General features: G+C 70.5%; 16 protein-coding genes. 10 read left to right on the forward strand and 6 right to left on the reverse strand.

Features of this window, described 5'->3' with window-relative positions:
* Positions 1-154 precede the first annotated feature (154 nt).
* The 4 genes from CLV71_RS31360 to CLV71_RS31375 all read left to right on the forward strand — a co-directional run bounded on the left by CLV71_RS31360 (position 155) and on the right by CLV71_RS31375 (position 3,150).
* A complete protein-coding gene (locus CLV71_RS31360; RefSeq protein WP_133906485.1) occupies positions 155-835 on the forward strand; it encodes an Rv0361 family membrane protein in 681 nt (226 codons plus the stop codon).
* Positions 836-1,012: 177 nt separating this feature from the next.
* A complete protein-coding gene (locus CLV71_RS31365) occupies positions 1,013-1,651 on the forward strand; it encodes a hypothetical protein (protein WP_133906486.1) in 639 nt (212 codons plus the stop codon).
* A gap of 31 nt (positions 1,652-1,682) precedes the next feature.
* Positions 1,683-2,462 (forward strand): flagellar basal body-associated FliL family protein, encoded by a 780-nt coding sequence (locus CLV71_RS31370; RefSeq protein WP_133906487.1) that lies wholly within the window; start codon positions 1,683-1,685, stop codon positions 2,460-2,462.
* Positions 2,449-3,150, forward strand: coding sequence for a hypothetical protein (locus CLV71_RS31375; protein WP_133906488.1), 702 nt, complete (start codon positions 2,449-2,451; stop codon positions 3,148-3,150). The genes CLV71_RS31370 and CLV71_RS31375 overlap by 14 nt, the downstream gene beginning before the upstream one ends.
* Before the next feature lie 10 nt (positions 3,151-3,160).
* Here the strand turns inward: CLV71_RS31375 and CLV71_RS31380 are convergent, their stop codons facing one another.
* Entirely contained in the window at positions 3,161-4,000 is an 840-nt protein-coding gene (locus CLV71_RS31380; protein ID WP_133906489.1) for a tRNA (adenine-N1)-methyltransferase, read from the reverse strand.
* Positions 4,001-4,115: 115 nt separating this feature from the next.
* Between CLV71_RS31380 and CLV71_RS48770 the strand changes: the two genes are divergently transcribed.
* Entirely contained in the window at positions 4,116-4,892 is a 777-nt protein-coding gene (locus CLV71_RS48770; RefSeq protein WP_208297834.1) for an Rv0361 family membrane protein, read from the forward strand.
* On the opposite strand, the gene CLV71_RS31390 is transcribed toward CLV71_RS48770, so the two are convergent.
* The gene (locus CLV71_RS31390) at positions 4,889-6,019 is read right to left on the reverse strand and encodes a site-2 protease family protein (protein WP_133906490.1); all 1,131 of its coding nucleotides are present in this window, start codon (positions 6,017-6,019) and stop codon (positions 4,889-4,891) included. The two genes, CLV71_RS48770 and CLV71_RS31390, sit on opposite strands and share 4 nt — an antisense overlap.
* A 1,149-nt stretch (positions 6,020-7,168) precedes the next feature.
* Between CLV71_RS31390 and CLV71_RS31395 the strand changes: the two genes are divergently transcribed.
* Together CLV71_RS31395 and CLV71_RS31400 are read left to right on the forward strand one after the other, a co-directional pair.
* A complete protein-coding gene (locus tag CLV71_RS31395) occupies positions 7,169-8,041 on the forward strand; it encodes a RecB family exonuclease (protein ID WP_133906491.1) in 873 nt (290 codons plus the stop codon).
* Positions 8,042-8,809: a thioesterase family protein gene (locus CLV71_RS31400; RefSeq protein WP_133906492.1), complete on the forward strand. Its 768-nt coding sequence runs from the start codon at positions 8,042-8,044 to the stop codon at positions 8,807-8,809. It abuts the gene before it with no gap.
* Positions 8,810-9,094: 285 nt separating this feature from the next.
* Here CLV71_RS31400 and hisG read toward each other — a convergent pair whose 3' ends face one another.
* From hisG to CLV71_RS31415, 3 genes are read right to left on the reverse strand one after another with little or no spacing between them, the layout of a single operon-like run.
* Positions 9,095-9,940, reverse strand: coding sequence for an ATP phosphoribosyltransferase (gene hisG, locus CLV71_RS31405; protein WP_133906493.1), 846 nt, complete (start codon positions 9,938-9,940; stop codon positions 9,095-9,097).
* A 9-nt stretch (positions 9,941-9,949) separates the two neighbouring features.
* Positions 9,950-10,213: a phosphoribosyl-ATP diphosphatase gene (locus tag CLV71_RS31410; RefSeq protein ID WP_133906494.1), complete on the reverse strand. Its 264-nt coding sequence runs from the start codon at positions 10,211-10,213 to the stop codon at positions 9,950-9,952.
* Between the two features lie 17 nt (positions 10,214-10,230).
* Positions 10,231-10,944 (reverse strand): HAD family hydrolase, encoded by a 714-nt coding sequence (locus CLV71_RS31415; RefSeq protein ID WP_133906495.1) that lies wholly within the window; start codon positions 10,942-10,944, stop codon positions 10,231-10,233.
* Between the two features lie 52 nt (positions 10,945-10,996).
* Here CLV71_RS31415 and CLV71_RS31420 point away from each other — a divergent pair, with 52 nt between their 5' ends.
* From CLV71_RS31420 to CLV71_RS31430, 3 genes are read left to right on the forward strand one after another with little or no spacing between them, the layout of a single operon-like run.
* A complete protein-coding gene (locus CLV71_RS31420) occupies positions 10,997-11,890 on the forward strand; it encodes a PAC2 family protein (RefSeq protein ID WP_133906496.1) in 894 nt (297 codons plus the stop codon).
* A gap of 7 nt (positions 11,891-11,897) precedes the next feature.
* Positions 11,898-13,046 carry an MFS transporter gene (locus CLV71_RS31425; protein WP_133906497.1) on the forward strand — a complete coding sequence of 383 codons (1,149 nt, stop codon included), beginning with the start codon at positions 11,898-11,900 and terminating at the stop codon, positions 13,044-13,046.
* Entirely contained in the window at positions 13,043-13,531 is a 489-nt protein-coding gene (locus CLV71_RS31430) for a tetratricopeptide repeat protein (RefSeq protein WP_133906498.1), read from the forward strand. Before CLV71_RS31425 ends, CLV71_RS31430 begins: the two co-directional genes overlap by 4 nt.
* Here CLV71_RS31430 and mshC read toward each other — a convergent pair whose 3' ends face one another.
* Positions 13,532-14,770, reverse strand: coding sequence for a cysteine--1-D-myo-inosityl 2-amino-2-deoxy-alpha-D-glucopyranoside ligase (gene mshC / locus CLV71_RS31435; protein ID WP_133906499.1), 1,239 nt, complete (start codon positions 14,768-14,770; stop codon positions 13,532-13,534).
* Positions 14,771-14,935: the final 165 nt, after the last annotated feature.

Raw genomic sequence — 14,935 nt, forward strand, 5'->3', positions numbered from 1 at the left:
AACTGAGTCTGTCGGAAGTGGATTAGGCCATCTCGGCGCTCAACGGAACCTTCGACCCACTACGGTGCGTCAGGTAGTCGACCGCGCGCGTACACGCGCGCGACGACCCGGGAGACTCGGCGGGGGTCCGCCACGACAGAGGGAGAGAAGAGCGATGTCGCAACCGCCGCAGTGGGGTGGGCAGCCGGGGTGGGGGCAGCAGCCCGGCCCAGGTCAGCAGCCTGGTGGCTACCCGCAGCAGGGCGGTTATCCCCAGCAGGGCGGCTACCCGCAGCAAGGCGGCTTCCCCCAGAGCGGACCCGTGCCACAGCAGTACGGCCAGCCTCAGCAGTACGGCCAGCCCGGTGCGTTTGGGCCGCCCGGGTACGGCTATCCGCCGCGGAAGAAGAGCCCGATGCCCTGGATCCTGGCCGGCGGCGGTGTGGTCGTCCTGGCGGTCATTGTGATTCTCGTCGTGGTGCTGACGAGCGGCGCTGACACGTCCAGTCCCGAGGGTGTCGCCCAGGCCGCGGTCGACGCGTTCAACGACAAGGACGCCAACGCCATCAAGGACGTCACCTGCTCGGCGACGAAGGACGCGGTCGAGAAGGCGCTGGGTGGCGAGGGCCTCGGCATCGGGGGCAGCTCGGACGAGTCCTTCGAAGCGACCGCTGAGCTGGGTGAAGTCAGGACCCGTGGCGACGACAGGGCGACGGCGACGATCACCTTCACGGTCACGAAGGTGCCCGCCTCGATGGAGGAGTACGTCAAGGTCGGCGAGTCCCAGGACGAGGAGCTCAACCTCGCCAGGGAGAACGGCGACTGGTGCCTGTCCTCGTTCGGCGCGGGTACCTGAGAGATAACGAAACGGTCAACGCGGCCGTCGTCGGGCGTGTCCCGGCGACGGCCGTTGTCGTGGGGCTCTCCTACGATGGGTCTCGTCCCGTGGGCAGACACCGAAGTTCGTGGGAACGGACGGCGCACGCGCTCCGTCTGGTCAGAGAGACGTGCGTGAGGAGTTCGGGGCCCCAAGATGACGTATCCACCGCAGCAGCCCGGGCAGTCGCCCTACCAGGGCCTCGGCACGTACTCGGGCGGCCCGGAGAAGAAACGCAACCGCGGCCGGATGGTGGCGATCATCGCGATCGTCGTCCTGGTGGTCGCGGGCGGGGGCGTCGCGACCTACTTCCTCACCAAGAGCGACGACAAGTCGAGCGACACCGCGTCCTCCGAACGGAGTAGCGGCGACTCCACGAAGGACACGGGCAGCGACCACAAGTCCTCGGATCCGTCCGACGACGCGTCATCAGATCGTGACCAGGGTCAAGGCGGCGACGACTCGAACGCCAGCAACTCTCCAGACGACGTACGCGACGACTACATGGCGGCGTACGAGAACAACGACTTCTCGGACGTCGTGGACAACTCGTGCGGGGCGTACAAGAAGAAGTTCGGCACGGACACGACCGAGCTGGAGTCCAAGCTGCGGGACTACGACATCACGGCGACGCCGGACGGTGACGTCGACGTCGACAGCAAGAACCCGGACACGGCGACCGCGAAGATCGACCTGGCGTTATCGGGCCCGGACGACACGCAGGACGCCAAGATCCTGATCAAGATCGTCGACGAGAACGGCAAGTGGCGGTTCTGCGGCGAGGACGAGGCCTGACCATCCACCGACAAACATCGGAGCCACAGTCATGACGTACCCGCCGCAGGGGGGCCAGCCGGATCCGTACGGCCAGCAGAACCCGTACGGCCAGCAGCAGGGCCAGCCCCAGTACGGGCAGCAGCCCGGGCAGTACGGTCAGTACGGTCAGCAGCCCCAGTACGGCCAGGAGCCGCAGTACGGTCAGCCCCAGACGGGCCCCCAGCCGCAGGCAGGGCAGTACGGTCAGTACGGGCAGACCAGCCAGTTCGGTCAGGACCCCTACGGGCAGCCGCAGTACGGCGGCCAGCCGGGCTACCCGGGTGGTCAGCCCCCGAAGAACAACAAGGGCATGATCATCGCGATCGTGGTGATCGCGGTGCTCGTCCTCGGCGGCGGTGGCGTCGCGGTGTGGTTGCTCAACAAGGACGACGACAGCGGCAACAACGCGGCGCAGGAGACGTCCCAGCCCGCCGACACCGGCGGCAGCGAACCGTCCACCGACGAGGACACGCCGTCGGAGGAGCCGACCGACACCGATACCGACACGGGCGGCGGAGGCGACCAGGCGGACCTGACCCAGACGGCCAAGGACTACGCGAACGCGGTCAACGGCCAGCAGCGCGACGCCGCGGTCAACCTGACGTGCACCAAGGCCGACGCGGGTGTCGTGTACGAGCAGCTCGCCGGCACGGTCCAGGTGGACGCCGGCGCGGTGAACATGATCTCGGACGAGTCGGCGACGGTGGACTTCACCGTGCAGGGTGGCGGCAGCCAGGCCATCCCGCTGCTGTTCGAGCTCAAGGACGGATCCTGGTGTGTCTCCGTCTGACGCGCAGAAGCCGGAGGCGGACGAGCCGTTAGCCGCCGACCAGACCGAGACCGGCGAGACCGACACCGGGCAGAGCGAGACTGTTCGGACCGACGGCGGTCAGACCGTCGAGGCGGAGGCGGCTCCCCCGGCTGAGCCCGCGGCTCCGGCCGAGCCCGCCGCTTCCGAGAGTTCGACCGCGAACCGGCGTAGAACCTTGCTGTTCTCGGCCGCCGCGGTGGTGGTGCTGGTCGTCGCCGGACTGGTCGTCTTCCTGGTCACCAGGGGCGACCCGGCCGACGAGGCGGGCGGGCCGTCGGTGCCCGCGATCACCGACGCGAACTCGCCGAGCAGTGGGGCGCCCGCGCCGCCGCCGTCCTCGGCGACCGGGACGGTCACGGCACCGTCCACGGGCACCGCGGGCTCGACCGGCGGGGACGCGGATGCCGCCCAGTCGGTCGCCGAGCAGGTGGCCGACGCCATCACGGGTGCCGACGCGGCCACGCTCGTCCAGCTGAGCTGTGAGCCCGGCACGGTCGACGACAGCGAGGACACGTTCGACGCGGGCGCCAAGGTCGAGGTCATCGGAGAACCCCAGGTCGACGGCGACACCGCGACGATCAACGTGCGGGTCACGATCGAGGGCGCCGACCCGGCGGAGGTGCCCATGCCGCTGACCAAGCGGGACGGCCGCTGGTGCATCCCCTGACGGGCCGGGGTTACGTCGTCGTCTGACGGCCCCGCCGCTGCGGGCGCGGGGTCACAACTCCGTCCGCGAGGCGGCGGGCCGTCAGCAGGAACGCGGTGTGCGCGACCATCCGGTGGTCCGGGCGCACCGCGAGGCCGACCACGTGCCACGGGCGCATCAGCGTCTCCCAGGCTTCCGGCTCGGTCCAGCACTGCTGCTCACGCAGCGCCTCGGTCACCCTGGACAGCTGCGTCGTGGTCGCCACGTACACGACCAGCACGCCGCCGGGGATGAGGTTGGCCGCGACGGTCGGCAGCACCTCCTCCGGCGAGAGCATGTCGAGGATGACGCGGTCGACCTCGCCCTCGTGCGTGGCCAGGTCGTTGATCCGCAGGTCCCAGTTGGCCGGGCGCTCGCCGAAGAACGCGGTGACGTTGCGGACGGCGTGCACGGCGTGGTCGTCGCGCACCTCGTAGGAGGTCACGCAGCCGCTGGGGCCGACCGCCCGCAGCAGCGAGCACGTCAGCGCGCCCGAGCCCGCCCCCGCCTCGAGGACCCGCGCGCCGGGGAAGATGTCGCCCCACATCACGATCTGCCCGGTGTCCTTCGGGTAGATGACCTGGGCGCCGCGTGGCATGGACAGCACGTAGTCGGCGAGCCGCGGCCGCAGCGCGAGGTAGGCGGTGCCACCGACGGACGTGACCAGCGAGCCCTCCGGACTGCCGATGAGGTCGTCGTGCGCCACCGCGCCGCGATGGGTGTGGTAGTGCTCGCCCTCCGTGAGCACGAGCGTGTAGTGCCGTCCCTTCGGATCGGTGAGCTGCACCCGATCGCCGACCCGGAACGGTCCGCTCGCCCTGACCTCCGCCACCCGGTTCCCTTCTTCGTGTCCGATGTCCGCAGATCGTCCCAGACCCGGTCACGGCCGTTGTCGGTGACCGCCTCTACGCTGACCGGGCGAGCCGAAGGCCGATCAAAGGGGGATCATGACCTACCCACCTCAGCAGCCGGGGCCGTACGGTCCACAGGATCCCTACGGCCAGCAGCCGTACGGACAGCAACCCCAGTACGGCCAGCAGCCGCCCTACGGTCAGCAACCCCAGTACGGGCAGCCCCAGTACGGGCAGCAGCCGCAGTACGGCGCGCCCCAGTGGGGACAACCCGGCTACCCGGTCGGCCCACCGCCCAGGAAGTCGCGGACCGGCCTGATCACGACCCTCGTCATCGTGGCCGTGCTGGTGATCGGCGGTGGGGTCGCGGCCTTCTTCCTGCTGCGTGACAACGGGTCGGGCAGTGCCGAGAACCCGCGTGCGGCGGCGGACAGCTTCGTCAAGGAGCTCGGCACGCAGCTCAGCAAGTCGGTCGACTCCGTGGACCTCAGCGCGCTCAAGCCGCTGACGTGCTCGTCGGACTACGACAAGCTCAACGCCGAACTGAAGGACGCGAAGGAGCAGCAGAGCACCGCGACCAAGAAGGCCGGGGCGAAGAAGGTGTCCTTCTCGATCTCGGACTTCAAGGAGTCGAACGGCGGCGCCACGTTCACGATGACGCCGAAGTCCGAGGACGGGAAGGGCGAGAACCCGCTGGACATGACCGTCCAGAAGAGCGGCGACAACTTCGTCGTGTGCGGGCTGTACGGCAAGCAGGGCGAGGAGCCGGGCGGGGGCTCGACCGGCGGGGAGACGTCGTCGAGCGGCGGTGACGACGACGGCGACGGCGGGAACGGCGGCTCGATCCCGAACCCGATCCCCAAGACCAGCTAGAACGGTCGGCGACCGGACAGGCCGGCGCGCAGGTCCTCGCGGTGGAGCACCCCCGAGGGCCTGCCGTCGGAGTCGACGACGAGGAACTGCCAGGCGGCGGTCTCCTGGACCCGCTCGGCGATGTCCTCCCCCGGCTCGGAGTCCAGGAGTACGGACTCCGGCCGGATCGGCTCGGCGGCCTGCTCGGCGGGAGCCATCGGTGACCGCTCGGCCAGCCGCTCGGCGGCGACGGGATCGAGCAGCCCTGCGGCGACGCCGTCGGCACGAACGAGCACGACGCCCCGGCCCGCGGCGGCGCTGAGCGCGTCGGCCACGGGGCTCTCGGCAGGCAGTTGCAGAACAGGACGGACCAGGTCGGCGAGTACGAGCCCGTCCGGCCAGGACCTGCGCTGGTCGGCGGCCAGTTCGCCGCGCGCCCCGGACACGACGAACCACGCCGTGAGCCCGCACACGCCCAGGCGGAGCCAGCGGTCCGGACTCTCGTCGGCGAGACCCCAGAGCGCCCAGAACATCAGCAGGGCGGCGACGACCCAGCCCCCGGCGACGGCCGCACGGGTGCCGGTCCCCCGGTCCCCGAACACGGCCCAGACGCCGGCCCGCAGCATGCGCCCGCCGTCGAGCGGCAGGCCGGGCAGCATGTTGAACACGGCGACGGCCACGTTGGCGACCGCGCACTCCAGCACCAGCAGCCAGATGGGCCCTTCGGCGGGCATGAACAGCAGGATGAACCCACAGAACCCGGCGAGCACCGCGGACACGACGGGCCCGGCCGCGGCGATCATGCCCTCCTGGGCGGGTCTTCGTGGCGTACGGCTGATCTCGGCGAGCCCGCCGAGCAGGAACAACCGCAGCCGGCGGACGGGGATGCCGAGCTTGAGCGCGACGACACAGTGACCAAGCTCGTGGGCCAGGACGGACGCCCCGAGCAGCACAGCGAACGCGGCAGCGAGCGACAGCGAGACGACGGCCCCGGCCTCGGGCAGGAACCGCTCGACGAGCGGCGCGTACAACACGATGATCGCCACCGACCCGATCCACCAGGACGGCGACAGGAGCACCGGCACCCCCCGAAACCGGAAGAGCAGGAGACCGCCGTCGCGATCAGTCCAGCTCGTCCCGTTCGTCATGCGTTGCAGAGTAGGGGGAATTGTGTGGGAACGCGGTGTGACGGGTGGTCCTTTCAGGGGATTCAGCCAGCCGGCCGCCACCTGGACAACCACCCAGCACAAGCGCACCCCCCAACCCGACCACCGCTGGGAAAGACACCACCTACCCGGCAACCCCACAGCAACCGTGAGTAACCACCACCGACCCACGACAGACCACCGCGAATCACGGTAGCCGAGGGATGAGACGCGCCGAGCAACACACAGGAAGGATGCCGAGCCCACTCACCAACGAGCACAGAAACGACCGCCCCGGCCGGAGCGAGGAAAGCGAAGGCTCCGGGAAGGCTGGCTGCACGAGCGAACACAGATCGTGCAGCCAGGCAACACGTGCTGCCGACTTCTGGCCTGAAGAGAGATCCCCGCGCGAGGACCGCCCCAGGGACTTCCGCGCACATGGGGGAAGACGTCGGATGAAGTCCCGCTCACCAGCAAGCGGGGCAAGCTATCGGCGCAAGGAACGAGCCCAAGGAGCTACCGTCCGCACGAGGGAGAACACCAGGAGCAGGCCCCGGCGGCGAGCCACTATCACAATGCGGGCCAGTACCTACATCGACGAGCACGAGGCCAGGGAAAACGACCCTTGAGGGCGCGACCACGGAGAGCGGACTCCAGACCAACGCCCCGCTCCAAAGCGAAGAGACCGTGCAACCACGCAACACGTGAGCGGGCCGCCGGCGTCTGGACTGACGAGCACGAAGGTCCCTGCGCGAGGAACGAGCCCAGGGACCTTCGCGCACAGGAGGGAAGACGCCGGGAACAGGCCCGCTCACCAGCGAGCGGAGCGAGCCAATGTCACCGTGAGCGGGCCGCCGGCGTCTGGACTGACGAGCACGGAAGCCCCTGCGCGAGCGAAGCGAGCCCAGGGACTTCCGCGCGCAGGAGGGAAGACGCCGGGAACAGGCCCGCGAACCAGCGAGCGGAGCGAGCCAAACCAACACCGTGAGCGGGCCGCCGGCGTCTGGACTGACGAGCACGAAGGTCCCTGCGCGAGGTACGAGCCCAGGGACCTTCGCGCGCAGGAGGGAAGACGCCGGGTGAAGGCCCGCGAACCAGCGAGCGGAGCGAGCCAAACCAACACTGTCGGGGGTCTGCCCTACTGTCTGGGCCATGACGCAATCCCCTGCTGCTACCGAGACGGAGGTCGTTCGGCGGCCCGCGCTGTCGCCGTCGCGGGCTGGTGACTTCAAGCAGTGCCCTCTGCTCTACCGCTTCCGTGCGGTGGATCGGCTGCCGGAGACGCCCACTACCGCGCAGGTTCGGGGTATCGCCGTGCATGCCGTGTTGGAGGAGCTGTTCGGGCTGCCCGCGGCGGAGCGGGTGCCCGACCGGGCGCACGCGTTGTTGGCGCCGGTCTGGGCGCGGCTGCTCGAGGAGCGTCCCGAGCTGGCGGAGCTGTTCGCCGACGACTCCGAGGGTCAGGACGAGTGGCTGGCGACGGCCGACCGGATGATCGACTCCTACTTCACGCTGGAGGACCCGCGCCGTTTCGACGCCGAGGCCCGCGAGCTGCTGGTGGAGACGGAGCTGGCGTCGGGGGTGCTCCTGCGTGGCTACATCGACCGGTTGGATGTCGCTCCGACGGGTGAGATCCGGGTGGTCGACTACAAGACCGGTGCCGCGCCACGTGAGGTCGGCGAGGCTAAGGCACTATTCCAGATGAAGTTCTACGCTCTGGTGTTGTGGCGCCTGCGTGGCGTGGTGCCCAAACAGCTGCGACTGATGTACTTGGCCGACCGCCAGTCGCTGACCTACACCCCGGACGAGGCCGAGCTGCTCCGGTTCGAGCGGACGTTGGACGCGGTGTGGCAGGCGATCCTGCGTGCCGGCAGGACAGGCGACTTCCGGCCGAACAGGAGCAGGTTGTGCGACTGGTGCTCGCACCAGGCGCTGTGCCCCGAGTTCGGTGGGACCCCGCCGCCGTACCCGGGCTGGCCGGAACCGGACGCGGGCGAGGAGACGGTGTTGGACAGGGCGGACTGAATGTTCTACGAACCACTCGGCGACGGCCGGTTCCGGTCGACCGTGCACACGACCGGCCCCTGGTCGCCGCTGACCCAGCACCTCGGGCCGCCGTCGGCGCTGCTCGTGCGGGCGATGGAGCAGCTGCCCGCACCGGTGCCGATGATGATCGCCAGGGTGACTGTGGAGATCCTGGGACCGGTGCCGGTCGCCGAGGTGTCGATCTCGGCCGGTGTCGAACGGGCCGGGCGGTCGGTCGAGCTGTTGGGGGCCTCCCTGTCCGCTGGCGGGAAGGTGGCGGCGCGGGCCAGGGCGTGGCGGATCGTGCGGTCGGACTCCCGGGCGGTCGCGGCGGATGTCGACTCGCCGTTGGCCGGTCCTGACGCCGGGACGGCGATGAGCCGCCCGGAAGGGTGGGGTGGCGGGTATCTGGACGTGATGGAGTGGCGGACCCTCAAGGGGTCGTTGGGCGAGCCTGGGCCTGCGACGGTGTGGGGGCGGCAGAGTGTGCCGCTGGTCGGGGACGAGGTGCCGACGGGGGTGCAGCGGTTGCTCGTGGTGGCGGACTCCGGGAACGGGGTGTCGAACCGGTTGGATCCGCGGAAGTGGCTGTTCATCAACGCTGATCTGACCGTGCACGTGTACCGGGAGCCCGTTGGGGAGTGGATCGCCCTCGACGCCGCGACCGCGATCGGGCCGGACGGGGTGGGGTCGGCTTTCTCGGTGTTGCATGACACGTCGGGGGCGGTTGGGCGTGGGGCTCAGGCTCTTCTGGTTCGGCCTCAGTAGTTCTTCGGGTGGGGCCCTCGGGGCCGGGCGGGGACGACCGCTTGTCGGGGAGAGGGCTGGGTTGGGCGGAGCGGCTTGGAGGCCTTTCGGGGGCTCGTTCACTTCTTCCGCGTCGCCTGCGGGTTGGCCGGGGCGACGCCGGCCCGCGGCCGGGTGCACGTGTCGGACGTGTGGGTGGTGGCCCGGCGGCTCCTGCTCGTCCAGGCGGCCGGCTCGCGCTCGAATGCACTGAAGGACGCCTTCGTAACGCTGGGCGTTACGAAGGCGTCCTTCAGTGCGGGGCGGCTAGAGGCGGCAGGAGCGGAGGTCCGAGGCCAGTACCGCCTTGGCGCCCAGAGCCGCGAGACGGTCCATGACCACGTTCGTCTCCTTGCGGGGGACCATCGCTCGGACGGCCACCCAGTCCGGGGACGCCAGCGGGGCCACCGTCGGGGACTCGAGGCCCGGGGTCAGTGTGATGGCCTCGTCCAGGAGTGTCTTCGGGCAGTCGTAGTCGAGCATCAGGTACTGCTGCGCGAACACCACCCCCTGCAGACGCCCCGCGAGCTGTTCCTTCGCCGGTGTGTCCGCCGCGTTGGTGCCGTGCACGAGCACGGCCTCCGACTCGCAGATCGGGTCGCCGAACACCGACAGGTTGTGTTGGCGCAGTGTGCGGCCCGAGTCCACCACATCCGCCACCGCGTCGGCCACGCCCAGTTGCACGGAGATCTCGACCGCGCCGTCCAGGCGGATCACCGTGGCCTCTATGCCGCGTGACGCCAGGTCCTGCTTCACCAGGTGGGGGTATGACGTGGCCAGGCGTTTGCCTGCCAGGTCGGAGACCTTCCAGTCCGTGCCCGTCGGCGCCGCGTAGCGGAACGTCGACGCGCCGAAGCCCAGCGACAGGCGTTCGCCGACCGGGGCGCCCGACTCCAGGGCCTGGTCTCGGCCCGTTATGCCCAGGTCCAGCTCTCCTGAACCCACGTAGATGGGGATGTCCTTCGGGCGTAGGAAGAAGAACTCGACGTCGTTGGTCGGATCGAGGACAGTCAGGTCTCGCTGGTCGTAGCGTTTCCGGTAGCCGGCCTCGGCCAGCATCTCCGCGGCCGGGGCGGACAACGCGCCCTTGTTCGGCACGGCAACCCGCAGCATCAGATCTCCTCAGAGGTGGCGGTAGACGTCGTCGAGGGTCAGGCCCCGGCCCAGCATGAGGACCTGCACCCGGTACAGGAGCTGTGACACTTCCTCTGCCAGGCGTTCGTCTGACTCGTGCTCCGCCGCTATCCAGACCTCGCCGGCCTCTTCCAGTACCTTCTTGCCCTGCGCGTGTACCCCTGCGTCGAGCGCGGCGACAGTGCCGGAGCCCTCTGGACGGTTGGCCGCCCGGTCGCGGAGTTCGGCGAACAGCTCGTCGAACGTCTTCACAGGTGTTGATCCTGCCATCACGCGCCAGCCACTTTCGGGTCAGTCATGGCTGCGGTGAGGTCGGCCACGGTCAGGCCCTCCAGCGAGGTGCGGAACACTCGGCGTTCTCCCTGGTCGACGGGCACCTCGCAGGGGACCACGATCACCGTGCAGCCCGCGGCGACCGCTGACGCGACGCCTGTCGGCGAGTCCTCCACCGCCACGCACGACCGGGGCGACACGCCGAGCAGCCGTGCCGCTTTCAGGTACGGCTCGGGCAGCGGCTTGTTCAGGCCGTCGACCTCGTCGCCGCATACTGTCACCCGGAAGAGTGATCTTCCGATCGTGTCCAGGGCGATTTCCGTCAGGTCGCGCTGCGTCGAGGTCACCAGAGCCATGGGCAGGCCTGCGGCGTGCACGCGGGCCAGCGCGTCCGCCGCGCCCGGCCGCCACGGCAGCTCCTGGCGGAACACCTCCGCCATCCTGCGGTCCACCCACGCCGCGCTGTCGGCCAGCTGGTCCGGTGTGGGGTCGGGTATGCCCACCTCGGTGTAGATGAGACGCAGTGTGACCATGACGTTCGTGCCGACCATGGCCGCCCTCGTCTCGGCGGACAGCTGGCCGCCGAGCTTCTCGGTCAGCTCGAACAACGGGATGTCCCAGAGTTTCTCCGAGTCGAGGAGGGTGCCGTCCAGGTCCCAGAGGACGGCGGCAGGGGTGTCAGGGGACCTCGGAAGGGTCTCGGCCGGCATGCGAACCAGCCTACGATCTCCGGCCGACACCCTCGGGTCGTAGGCTTGCCCAGTGACCGATCCGGACCTGCAGCCAACCGCACCCGACCCGCGACCAGAATTAGTCGAACCTGTGGTCGTATGCGCATTCGAAGGATGGAACGACGCGGGCGACGCCGCGACAGCCGCCATCGAGCACCTGCAGCTTACCTGGAATGCCACCGAGCTCTCCGAGGTCGACCCGGACGACTACTACGACTTCCAGGTCACCCGCCCCACGGTTCGGCTGGTCGACGGCGTGACGCGCCGGGTCGAGTGGCCGACCACCCGCCTGTCCATCTGCCGCCCGCCCGGCGCCACCCGGGACATCGTGCTCGTGCACGGCATCGAGCCGAACATGCGCTGGCGCAAGTTCTGCACCGAGCTCATCGGCCAGCTGGAGGAGCTGGGGGTGACCACGGTGATCACGCTCGGCGCCCTGCTCGCCGACACGCCCCACACCCGGCCGGTGCCGGTGACCGGCACGGCCTACGACGCGGCCTCCGCCGCCCAGTTCGGGCTGGAGCGCTCCCGGTACGAGGGTCCCACTGGCATCGTCGGCGTGCTGCAGGACGCGTGCGTGCAGGCGGGCATCCCGGCGATCTCCATCTGGGCAGCCGTGCCGCACTACGTGTCGCAGCCGCCCTCGCCCAAGGCCACGCTCGCACTGCTGCACCGCGTCGAGGAGATCCTCGACGTCGAGGTGCCGCTCGACGACCTGCCCGACCAGTCCGAGGAGTGGCAGCGCACGGTCAGCGAGATGGCCGAGGAGGACGAGGACGTCCGCAACTACGTCCGGGCGCTCGAGGAGCGCGGCGACGCCGACCTCGAGCTGAACGAGACCAGCGGCGACGCGATCGCCGCCGAGTTCGAGCGCTACCTGCGGCGACGCAGGCCGGGGCCGGGCCGGGGCCAGTCGGGCGTCTGACCAGCGCATGGCGCCGCGCAGCGCCGATCGTGACCGGCTGGTCCGGGCGGGGCTCTACGCGGGCGGGTTCCTCGGTCCGTTCGGCGGCAGCATCACGACCTCGATGCTCCCCGAGCTGGCGCACGACTACGACGTCACCGTCAACGCCACGTCCGCGACGATCACCGCGTACTTCATCCCGTTCGCGACGTTGATGCTGTTCTCCGGCACGCTCGGGGCGCGCTGGGGCACTCGGCGGTGCGTGCTCGGCGCCTATGTGGTGTCGTTCGTCGGGTCCGTGCTGTGCGCGGTGGCCCCGGTGTTCCCGGTCCTGCTCGTCGGGCGGGGCGTCCAGGGCATGGCCAACGCGTTCACCACTCCCCTGCTGCTCGCGACCATCGCGGCGACCACGCCCCGTGCCCGGCTGTCCCGCGCCCTCGGCCTGTTCGCGTCGCTGCAGTCGGCAGGACAGACGAGCGGACCGCTGGTCGGCGGGCTGGCGGCCGAAGCGACGTGGCGGCTCGCGTTCGTCGGGGTCGGCGTCGCCGCGGCGGTGCTCGCGTTCGTCGGGCTTCCCGACACGCCCGAGCGGGGGCAGGCCGAGGTCGTCCGGCTGCGGTCGGCGTGGCGACCGGAGGTGCTGCGTGCCGCGGCGGTCGCGCTGGTCGGCTGGGGGTGCCTCGGCGGTCTCACGTTCCTGGTCGCGTTCCGCGCGGAGGACGCGTTCGGGCTGTCCTCCGGCCAACGCGGCCTGCTGCTGACCGCGTTCGGCGTGGTCGGCATGCTCACCGCCGCGTTGGCGGGGCACGCGGTCGACCGGATCGGCGGGCGGCGCGGCGCCATGCTCGGCACCGTCGCCTCGGCCGTGCCCGTGCTGCTGGTCGGGGTGCTCCCGTGGCTGCCCGCGGTGGCCCTGATGTGGGCGCTGTGCGGGTTCTGCGCCCAGTTCGTGCAGGTCGGACTCAATACACTCGTATTGACGAGTCAGGACAACCCCGCGGGCGCGGTCTCGGTGGTGCAGGCCTTCCGCTTCATCGGCACGTCGGCGGCGCCGATCGCGTTCACAGCGCCATACCACGCCTCGCCGGTGCTCGGCTTCGGCATCCCGGCCGTCCTGCTCGCGGTCGCGGCGCCGATCGCCCTGCTCCGCGCGGGTCGTGCGAGGGTGGGCCCATGACCGACGACTGGGAGACGCGCACGGCGCAGGCGTGGACACGGCTCGACGACCTGACCGAGGAGGACTTCCGCGCCGAGATCGACCGGCTGGCGGCCGAGCTGCCGGACGGCTCGGCGGTCGCCGACTTCGAGCGCGCGTGCGCGTGGGACTCGACGGGTCACTCGGACAAGGCCGTCCCGCTGTACGAGCGGGCGCTCTGGACCGGCCTGACCGGCATCCGGCGGCGGCGTGCGGTGATCCAGATGTCCAGCTCGCTGCGCAACGTCGGCCAGGTCGAGCGTGCCGTCGAGCTGCTGACCGAGGAGATGCACGCGGGCTCGGACGAGCTGGACGACGCCGTCCGGGCCGTGCTGGCCCTCGCGCTCACCGACGTGGGCCGGGAGCGGGAGGCTGTGTCGCTGGCGGTGGGCGCGTTGGCCAGGCACCTGCCGCGCTACCAGCGGTCCATGGCCAACTACGCCCGCCTCCTCGTCGAGCCCGAGTAGCTACAGCGCCACCCCGAGCAGGGCGTCCACCGCGTCGCGGACCGCGGCGGGAGCCTGCGCGTCCGTGCCGCCCACCGACAGCGCGGCCTCGGCCCACGCGTCGACAGCGGCCAGCGCACCGACCGTGTCCAGATCATCCGAGAGGTGGTCACGCAGCCGGGTGACCAGGTCCTCGGCGGGCGGCGCGGCGGCCACCTCGACCGCCGTGCGCCAACGCGCCAGCCGGGCCTCGGCCTCGGCCAGGACCTCCTGGGTCCACGCGCGGTCCGACCGGTAGTGGCCGGAGAGCAGACCGAGCCGGACGGCCATCGGGTCGACCTTGTCGGCACGCAGCCGCGACACGAACACCAGGTTGCCGCGCGACTTGGACATCTTCTCGCCGTCGAGGCCGATCATGCCCGCGTGCGCGTAGTGCCGCGCGAACGGGTGCTCGCTGGTCAGCGCCTCGGCGTGGGCCGCGCTGAACTCGTGGTGCGGGAAGATCAGGTCCGAACCGCCGCCCTGCACGTCGAAGCCCATGCCAAGGCGGTTGCGTGCGATCACGCTGCACTCGATGTGCCAGCCGGGACGGCCCGGGCCCAGCTCGCTCTCCCAACTCGGCTCGTCCGGCCGCGCGGCACGCCACAGCAGCGCGTCGAGCGGGTGGCGCTTGCCGGGCCGGTCCGGGTCGCCGCCGCGCTCGGCGAAGAAGGTGGCCATCTCCTCCGGCGTGTAGTGCGACACCTCGCCGAACCGGCCGGACGCCTGGTGGGAGAAGTAGATGTCCGGGTACTCCTGGTCGGGCACGCGGTAGGCGACGCCCGCGGACAGCAGCTTCGCCACCGACTCGACGATCTCCGGGATGGACTCGACCGCACCCAGGTACTCCCTCGGCGGCAGTACCCGCAGCGCGGCCATGTCCTCGCGGAACAGGGCCGTCTCGCGCATGGCGAGCACGACCCAGTCGTCCTGGTCCCGGATGGCGCGCTCGAGCAGCGGGTCGTCCACGTCGGTGACGTTCTGCACGTAGTGGACCTCGTGGCCGTTGTCGAGCCACTGGCGGTGCACCAGGTCGAACGCGAGGTAGGTCGCGGCGTGCCCGAGGTGGGTCGCGTCGTACGGGGTGATCCCGCAGACGTACATCGTCGCGACGGGGCCGGGCGACGTCGGGCGGACCTCGCGGGCCGCCGTGTCGTACAGCCGCAGCGGGCGAGGGGTGCCTGGCACCCTGGGTACCGGGGTGGATGGCCAGCTCTGCATGCCTTTGACGATAAACGTCCCGCTCGCCAGGTTGATCCAGGCCGGATTCTGTGAAGCCCGTTACACCACATGCTGGGACAGCGAACTCCTCGCAGATGGCTGCCGGCTCTCTTTGCCGGGCACGGGTGTTGGGGCAGGATTGGCACAAGCGCTCTGACCGGATTC

The sequence above is a fragment of the Actinophytocola oryzae genome (assembly GCF_004364325.1).
GTDB classification, from domain to species: domain Bacteria; phylum Actinomycetota; class Actinomycetes; order Mycobacteriales; family Pseudonocardiaceae; genus Actinophytocola; species Actinophytocola oryzae.